The sequence below is a fragment of the Thermoanaerobaculia bacterium genome (genome assembly GCA_035717485.1).
Taxonomy (GTDB): Bacteria; Acidobacteriota; Thermoanaerobaculia; order UBA5066; family DATFVB01; genus DATFVB01.
Window position 1 is genome coordinate 1 of the sequence record DASTIQ010000009.1, and the last position, 5,936, is coordinate 5,936.

Consider the following 5,936-nt stretch of genomic DNA (forward strand, 5'->3'; position numbering starts at 1 on the left):
CGCGCTATCGGAGACGGGGGTCGACCTGATCGACTGATCGAGCGGCGGGATCGTTCCCGGAGTGAAGATTCCGACGGGGCCGGGCTACCAGGTGGAGTTCGCGGCGCGGGTCCGGAAGGAGGCGGGAATCGCCACCGGCGCCGTCGGCCTGATCACCGAGCCGGAGCAGGCCGAGGAGATCGTGGCCTCGGGAAAGGCGGATGCCGTCTTCCTCGGACGCGCGGCGCTCCGCGATCCGTACTGGCCGCTCCACGCGGCGAAGGCGCTGGGGGCGGATGTCGCGTGGCCGGAACAATACCTTCGAGCCAAGGACTGAGCGGCACGCCGATACGGGTCGTTATACGCGACGCGGACGCCCGGCCGTCGAGCGCGACGTACGATCGCCAGTACGCCTTGCCCGCCGGCCGGGCATCCGCGCCCGTCTTCCAACCCGTCTCGGCGTGCTTTCAAGTTATCGAGAACTGATCCTCGTCTTGGCCGGATCGACGCGCCGCCGTCACGCGCCCCCCTCTCCCGAGCCGGCTCCCGCGAGGGGTCAGCGCTTGATGCGGTCGCCGAGATCCTCGACCGCTTCGCCGAGTTTGCGGCGGGCGCGGCCGAGGTCGTGCTCGGCTTCCCCCTCGCGGCGCTGACCTTCGCCTTCGTCTTCGAGCCGGCGGTCGCCGGTGACGACTCCGGCCGCCTCCTTGATCCGTCCTTTCAGCTCTTCCGTCTTTCCTCGGACTTCGTCCCGATTGGCCATGGTGACCTCCCGCGTGGGAGCGGAGCAGGGGCCGTGCCAGCCCGGCGGCAGCGGCGCGCCTCTCGCTCCGTGGTATAATGGTACATATGTACCAGCCGTCCGCTCGGCCGTTCGAGATCGGCCTCTTTCAGCTCCTCCCCGCTCCCGAGGATCGACCTGACGGCGAGGTGATTGACGGGGCCCTCCGAGACGTGGTCTTCGCGGAGGAGCGGGGGTTCGATTCCGTGTGGATCGCGGAGCACCACGCCTCGTCGTTCGGTCTCGTCGGAGCTCCCTCGGTATACGCGGCCGCGGTCGCCGCGCGCACCCGGCGGGTGGGGATCGGGTTCGCGGTCGCCGTCGTTCCGCTCCACCACCCGCTCCGCCTGGCCGAAGAGATCGCCTGGCTGACGCATCTCTCCGGCGGCCGGATCCTCGTCGGCCTCGGGCCCGGCTTTGCTCCCTTCGAATTTGCCGCCCATGGCGTTCCGCTCGAAGAAAGGCGGCCGCGGTTCGAGGAAGGCGCGGCGATCCTGCGCCGGCTGCTCGACGGCGACGAATCGGGGTGGGCCGGCAGGTTCTGGACGATTCCGCCGCTCGCGCTCCGGCCGCGGCCGCTTCGGTCCCCGCCGTTCCTGCGGGCATGCTCGAGCCCCGCTTCGGCGATCGAGGCGGCCCGGCAGGGCGCCGGCGTCCTCCTCGGGCTCCAGGCTCCCGACGCGCTCGGGGAGACCATTGCCGCATACCGTCGGGCCCGTAGCGAGCTCGGCATCGCGGCGCACGCCATCGACGACGAGGTCGCCCGGTTCCGGGTGCTGCGCCGCGTCGTGCTCGCGGAGACGGCGTTCCGCGCGGAGCGGGATGCCCGCGGCGCGCTCGCGTGGGAAGCCCGGGCCGCGCTCCGGCTCGGCGTGTCGCCCGCCGGGACTCTCGACGATCGGGCGCCGACGGCCGGCGCGATCCTCGGAACGCCCGCAGCGGCGCTCGAGGACCTCTGCCGCCTCGCCGAGCTCGGCATCCGGCGCGTGATCGCGTGGACGGGCTTCGGCGACCTTCCGGATGCGTCGGCGCGCCGGACGCTCGAGCTCCTCGCCGACGAAGTGATCCCGGCCCTGCGCAGGACCGAATCGATGAAAGGAGAGTGCGCGTGACGAAGACGGGAAGAGAGAGCCGAGGCGCCGGCGGCGCGCCCGCGATCGAGGTGGAGCGCGTGCAGACCGGCGTCCGAGTCGAGAAGAGGATTCTGAAGGTGCTGAAGGCGCTCGCCGACCTGCTCGAGCTCTCGCTCGGCGACCTGCTCGAGGGGATCGTGCTCCACGCATTCGACGGGAAACCCCCGTTTTCGCCCGAAACCCGGAGGAAGATCGACGAGCTGAAGAAGATCTACGGGTTGGACCTGACCTCGTCGGCGAGCCACCGGCTGAAGGAATCGGCCGTGAAGCGATAATCCGGTCATGCGCATGAAACCGATGGGGTTCGTTCTCGCCCTCGCGGCGGGCGCCGCGGCGTTCGGGTCCGGCATGCCCGAGAGACCGGCGGATTCCCCCCGGACGGTCGAATCCACGATTCGTTCGAAGCTCGCCGCCTGGGAAGCTGCCTACAACTCGGGAGACCGGAAGAAGGCGTTCGAGATCTGGGCTCCGGATCTCGTCGGGTGGTACCCGGGAGTTCCCGACATCACCTGGGAGCAGGAAAAGGCGGCCCTCGATCGGCCGGCGTCGGCCGCGCCGCGGAGCCGGTTGCACGTCCAGGTGGTCGAGGTCATCGTCTCCGGCGACCTCGCCGTCGTCCGGGACATTTGGACGGAGACCCCTCCGGAGGGCTCCCCGGCGCGCGCGACGCGAATTCCGAGCTTCGAGGTCTGGCGGCGGCAGGCCGATGGGGAGTGGAAGATCGCCCGGTGGATCAGCGCGCCTCAACCCGCCGGGAAATCCGAATGAAAGGCGTTCCCATGCCGATGCCGCAGAAGGTGAACCTCGCCGAGAAACTGTCGCTCTTCTCCGAGCATTTCCAGCCGCGGATCGTCGGAGAAGTCGGGGACATGCACGTGAAGCTCGTCAAGCTCCGCGGCGAATTCGTCTGGCACCATCACGAGAACGAGGACGAGATGTTCCTGGTGCTGAAGGGGGTCTTCCGGGTCCGCTTCCGCGACGGAGAGGTTTCTCTCGGGCCGGGCGAGTTCATCGTCGTTCCCCGCGGCGTCGAGCACTGTCCGTCGGCGGAAGAGGAAGTCCACGTGCTGCTCTTCGAGCCGAAGACGACCGTCAACACGGGGACCGCGGGGGGAGAGCGGACTTACGAGGCGAAGCCGATCTGATTCGACGCCGAGTCGCGAGTCGGCGAGTTGCGAGCCGCGGGTTCCGACTCGGGACTTTCGACCCGCGACTTCCTACCTGATCCTCTTCCCGCCCTTGACGACGACGTCGACGTGCTGGAGCAGCGCGATGTCCGACAGGACGTCGCCGCGAACCGCGACGATGTCCGCGTAACGGCCCGGAGCGATCGTGCCGAGATCGTTCTCCTTCCGGAGGAACCGGGCCGGCCAGCGGGTCGCTCCCGCGATCGCCTGCATCGGCGTCATCCCGAGCTTCACCCAGGTGTCGAGCTCCCGCCACGTCGAGTCGGTGTGGAAATTCCCCGGGATGCCGCTGTCGGTGCCGACGAGCAGCGTGACTCCCGTTTCCCGGAGCTGCTGGAACTTGTGGGCGAGCGTCGGGAGCCGCCGGAAGGTGAGGGTGAAGTAGTCCAGGTGCGTGACGTTCTCGAGCGACCTCCGGATGTCGAGCGCCATCTCCGGCGGCATGTCCTTCTGCCACGCGGGGTCGTTCAACCGCTCGGGAAACGTGCGCGCGGTGTAATCGGCGAGGAACAGGCCCTCGATCGTCGGGCACCAGTAGAGCGTGTTGTTGCGCTTGCGAATGCCCGCCAGGATGTCCTCGGGGTAGCCGGGCTCCGTCGCGAGGCCGGTGTGCTCGAACGAATCGATCCCGTATTTCAGGCCCATCCGGATCTCGTCTTCGCGATGCGCGTGCGCGACGACCGGCTTTCCGCCGGCGTGCGCGGTTTCGACGACCGCCTTCACTTCGTCGTCCGTCAGCTGGTCCTGGTCGATCAGCTTGATCATGTCGACGCCCGCGTCGACGAGCCGCTTGACCTTCGCGCGCGCGTCCGCCGCGCCGTTGACCCCCCACCGATACGACTCCTCCCACGGGTTGTACGCCTTCTTCTGGATGAAGGGGCCCGAGACGAACATCCGCGGGCCGGGGATCTCGCCGCGCTCGATGCGGCCGCGCACGGCGAGGATGTCGTCGAGCGGGGCGCCGAGGTCGCGCGCGAAGGTGACTCCGCTCTCGAGGAGCTGCTTCGCCGCGATCGGCATGATCTCCGTCGCGAAGCGGCCGGCGTATTTCTTGTCCCAGTATTCGTAGTCGCTGTGCCCGAGGATCATCAAATGCACGTGCATGTCGGCGAGCCCGGGCAGAACGCTCATGCCGCGCGTGTCGATCACCGGAACGCCGGCCGGGACCGAGAGCGCGGAGCGCCGTCCGACGGCCGCGATGCGGTCGCCCGAGACGAGGATCACGCCGTCGGAGATCGGCGCGCCTTCGTAGCCGTCGATGATCTGTCCGCCGACGAGTGCCAGCGTGATCTTCGGATCCTGCGCGTGGAGGGGAAGCGCCGCGGCGAACGCGGCCGCGAGGAGAAGCATCGATTGTCGGATCTTCATCCGGAAAGCTTATCGCGGGTGAACGCGACCGTGCGAATCGCGCCGCCCGTTATTGAATCGGGAGACGGCCGGAGAAGCCCTCTTCGTAGGAGTGAAAGAAATCGAGCCCCTCTTCCGGCCACTTCCAGCAGTAATAGCCTCCGCCGGAATCGAAGTCGACGAGCCAGGGTCCCTTCACTTCCGCGCCGATCTCGCGGATCTTCGCGGCCCATCGGTCGAGGAGCTCCGCCGCCGCGCGCTGCAGTTCCTCGTGGGAGAGCTCTCGCTCGCCGGATTCGGTGTCGTCGATCGCGAGCTGGATCGCGGCGAGCTGTTCGATCGCGTCGCGGGTGATCTCGCGCACCTGCGGAAGGAGGCTTCGGGCCTCCTCGAAAGTGAAGATGCGGGATTGGCGCGAGGCGCTCATCGCGTCCAATATATCGCGGAAATATGAGAGAATCGGCCTCTATGGCCGCCCGCGCTCCCGTCGAAGAGGCCCGTCCCGAGGGAGCCCATTACTGGGCCCGGCACAGCGCGGAGCTTCGCGCACGGCTCGCGCGGGAAGTTCCGCACGAGGAGTTGAAGCGCCTCCACCGGAAAAGCGCGGCGCGGCATTTCGGGATCGCGATCCGCCAGGTCGCGATCCTGGCGGCGGCGACCTGGGCGGCGGCGCGGTTCCCGAACCCCCTCGTCTGGATTCCGGCCGCGATCGTGTCCGGATTCACGCTGTTCAACTTCACGGTTCTCCTCCACGACGTCGTCCACAACGACGTCTGGACCGGGCGCCACGACCGCGCCAACCGCATCCTGGGCCTGATCTACGCCTTTCCGTCGGGGATCTCCGCGTCGCAATTTTCCCGCTGGCATCTCACGCATCACGCCGAGCTCGGGTCGGAAACCGCCGATCCGAAGCGGCACCGGCTTTCCCCGAAGATCAACGCGAGGTGGCTCAAGATCCTCTATTTCACGCCGGCGCTCTTCTTCATCTATTTCCGCGCCGCGAAAGAGGAGACCCGGACGTATCCGGCGGAGCTCCAGCGGACGATCCGGCGGGAGCGCAACGCGACGGTCCTGCTCCATCTCGCAATCGTGGCGTCGATCTGGATCTTCGCCGGCTTCGGCGTCGCCGCGCGCGTCTACCTCGTCCCGTACCTGCTCGTCTTTCCGGTCGCGTTCGCGCTGAACCGGCTCGGGCAGCACTACGACATCGACCGCGAGGACCCCGCCAAGTGGGGCACGCTGATGAAGAGCTCGTGGTTCTGGAACTTCGCCTACGTGAACTCGAACTTCCATCTCGAGCACCATTATTTCCCTTCGGTGCCGCTCTACAACCTCCCGCGGCTGAACCGCCTGCTCACCCCGTTCTTCCGTTCGATCCACCACGTCGAGCGGAGCTACGGCGGATTGTTCTGGGACTACATCGTTCGGAACAAAAAGCCCCACACGGACTGGGATCTCGCTTGAGCAAGCGCCGGCGATGCATCGAGCCGGGCGGGCTCGTGCCGCCGG

Annotated in this window: 8 protein-coding genes and 1 pseudogene; 6 read left to right on the plus strand and 3 right to left on the minus strand. The window is 68.0% G+C overall.

Features of this window, described 5'->3' with window-relative positions:
• A pseudogene (locus VFS34_00465) lies at nt 1-316 on the plus strand (oxidoreductase).
• Nucleotides 317-535: 219 nt separating this feature from the next.
• On the opposite strand, the gene VFS34_00470 reads toward VFS34_00465, so the two are convergent.
• On the minus strand, nt 536-742 hold the full coding sequence (locus tag VFS34_00470) for a CsbD family protein (protein ID HET9792904.1): 207 nt from the start codon (nt 740-742) through the stop codon (nt 536-538).
• Nucleotides 743-828: 86 nt separating this feature from the next.
• Between VFS34_00470 and VFS34_00475 the strand changes: the two genes are divergently transcribed.
• Genes VFS34_00475 through VFS34_00490 form a run of 4 tightly spaced genes read left to right on the plus strand, consistent with a single transcriptional unit; the run spans nt 829 to nt 3,038 of the window.
• Nucleotides 829-1,872, plus strand: coding sequence for an LLM class flavin-dependent oxidoreductase (locus VFS34_00475; GenBank protein ID HET9792905.1), 1,044 nt, complete (start codon nt 829-831; stop codon nt 1,870-1,872).
• Nucleotides 1,869-2,168, plus strand: coding sequence for a hypothetical protein (locus VFS34_00480; GenBank protein HET9792906.1), 300 nt, complete (start codon nt 1,869-1,871; stop codon nt 2,166-2,168). The genes VFS34_00475 and VFS34_00480 overlap by 4 nt, the downstream gene beginning before the upstream one ends.
• Before the next feature lie 7 nt (nt 2,169-2,175).
• Complete coding sequence (locus VFS34_00485; protein ID HET9792907.1) at nt 2,176-2,661, plus strand: nuclear transport factor 2 family protein; 486 nt, start codon at nt 2,176-2,178, stop codon at nt 2,659-2,661.
• Nucleotides 2,658-3,038, plus strand: a complete 381-nt coding sequence (locus tag VFS34_00490) for a cupin domain-containing protein (protein HET9792908.1) — start codon at nt 2,658-2,660, stop codon at nt 3,036-3,038. Before VFS34_00485 ends, VFS34_00490 begins: the two co-directional genes overlap by 4 nt.
• A 72-nt stretch (nt 3,039-3,110) precedes the next feature.
• Here VFS34_00490 and VFS34_00495 read toward each other — a convergent pair whose 3' ends face one another.
• Nucleotides 3,111-4,448: an amidohydrolase family protein gene (locus tag VFS34_00495; protein HET9792909.1), complete on the minus strand. Its 1,338-nt coding sequence runs from the start codon at nt 4,446-4,448 to the stop codon at nt 3,111-3,113.
• Nucleotides 4,449-4,497: 49 nt separating this feature from the next.
• Nucleotides 4,498-4,854: a DUF2203 domain-containing protein gene (locus VFS34_00500; GenBank protein ID HET9792910.1), complete on the minus strand. Its 357-nt coding sequence runs from the start codon at nt 4,852-4,854 to the stop codon at nt 4,498-4,500.
• 41 nt (nt 4,855-4,895) lie between these two features.
• Between VFS34_00500 and VFS34_00505 the strand changes: the two genes are divergently transcribed.
• The gene (locus VFS34_00505) at nt 4,896-5,891 is read left to right on the plus strand and encodes a fatty acid desaturase (GenBank protein HET9792911.1); all 996 of its coding nucleotides are present in this window, start codon (nt 4,896-4,898) and stop codon (nt 5,889-5,891) included.
• Nucleotides 5,892-5,936: the final 45 nt, after the last annotated feature.

Bases quoted from the DNA above. Each gene is read 5' to 3' on its own strand.
- VFS34_00505 (HET9792911.1), top strand. From the start codon at position 4,896: ATGGCCGCCCGCGCTCCCGTCGAAGAGGCCCGTCCCGAGGGAGCCCAT.
- VFS34_00495 (HET9792909.1), bottom strand. From the start codon at position 4,448: ATGAAGATCCGACAATCGATGCTTCTCCTCGCGGCCGCGTTCGCCGCG.
- VFS34_00490 (HET9792908.1), top strand. From the start codon at position 2,658: ATGAAAGGCGTTCCCATGCCGATGCCGCAGAAGGTGAACCTCGCCGAG.
- VFS34_00470 (HET9792904.1), bottom strand. From the start codon at position 742: ATGGCCAATCGGGACGAAGTCCGAGGAAAGACGGAAGAGCTGAAAGGA.
- VFS34_00500 (HET9792910.1), bottom strand. From the start codon at position 4,854: ATGAGCGCCTCGCGCCAATCCCGCATCTTCACTTTCGAGGAGGCCCGA.
- VFS34_00475 (HET9792905.1), top strand. From the start codon at position 829: ATGTACCAGCCGTCCGCTCGGCCGTTCGAGATCGGCCTCTTTCAGCTC.
- VFS34_00485 (HET9792907.1), top strand. From the start codon at position 2,176: ATGCGCATGAAACCGATGGGGTTCGTTCTCGCCCTCGCGGCGGGCGCC.